Consider the following 1,282-nt stretch of genomic DNA (forward strand, 5'->3'; position numbering starts at 1 on the left):
TTCGGCCGCCCTGACCTGACCGCCTTCGCTCGACTCGACGGCCTCGGTCTGAGCGTGACCGGACAACGACTTGAACCGGATCGTGCGGTCCTCGCGTGCCGCGTGGTGGAACCAGATCAGTGGTGCCGACGGTGCGGCAGCGAAGGCGCTGCTCGTGACACCGTGATCCGGCGGTTGGCCCACGAGCCGCTGGGCTGGCGACCGACCGTGCTGGAAGTTGTAGTGCGCCGCTACCGCTGTGCCGACTGCGGACACGTGTGGCGCCAAGACACCAGCGCCGCGGCGGAGCCACGCGCGAAGCTCTCGCGCACCGGGCTGCGGTGGGCGCTGGAAGGGATCGTGGTCGCACACCTCACCGTCGCCCGTGTCGCCGAGGGACTCGGGGTCGCGTGGGACACCGCCAACAACGCGGTCCTGGCTGAAGGCAAGCGGCTGCTGATCAACGACCCCACGCGGTTTGAGGGCGTGAAGGTCATTGGCGTCGATGAGCACGTCTGGCGCCACACCAGGCGTGGCGACAAGTACGTCACCGTGATCATCGACCTCACCCCGGTCCGCGATGGCGCCGGCCCAGCAAGGCTGCTGGACATGGTCGAGGGCCGGTCGAAGGCGGCGTTCAAGACCTGGCTCGCCGACCGCGACGACGCCTTCCGTGACGCGGTCGAGGTGGTCGCGATGGACGGCTTCACCGGGTTCAAGACCGCCGCTGCAGAGGAGATCCCGGACGCGGTCACGGTGATGGATCCCTTCCACGTCGTGCGCCTGGCCGGTGACGCCCTCGACAGGTGCCGGCGCCGGGTCCAACTCGCGATCCACGGGCACCGTGGGTTCAGGGACGACCCGCTCTACAAGTCGCGGCGCACGCTGCACACCGGCGCGGACCTGCTCACCGACAAGCAGAGCGACAGGCTACGCGCGCTGTTCGTTGATGACGCTCACGTCGAGGTCGAGGCGACCTGGGGTGTCTACCAGCGCATGATCGCCGCCTATCGCCACGAGGACCGGCAACGTGGCCGCGAGCTCATGGAGAAGCTGATCACCGACCTCAGCGCCGGCGTCCCCAAGGTGCTCACCGAGCTCACCACCCTGGGCCGGACCCTGAAGAAGCGAGCCGCTGACGTGCTCGCCTACTTCGAACGACCCGGCACCAGCAACGGGCCGACCGAGGCGCTCAACGGACGGCTCGAACACCTGCGCGGCTCCGCACTCGGGTTCCGCAACCTGACCAACTACATCGCCCGAAGCCTGCTCGAGACCGGCGGCTTCAGACCCCAACTCCTAC

1 protein-coding gene is annotated in these 1,282 nt (G+C 68.6%); it reads left to right on the top strand.

The genetic code is table 11. From position 1 onward, the window contains the following. Positions 1 to 1,282 (top strand): ISL3-like element ISPfr2 family transposase (locus tag N801_RS18975; protein WP_035940901.1); only part of this gene is annotated, 1,282 nt, incomplete at both ends.

Origin of the sequence: Knoellia aerolata DSM 18566, from assembly GCF_000768695.1 — a bacterium.
Lineage (GTDB): Bacteria > Actinomycetota > Actinomycetes > Actinomycetales > Dermatophilaceae > Knoellia > Knoellia aerolata.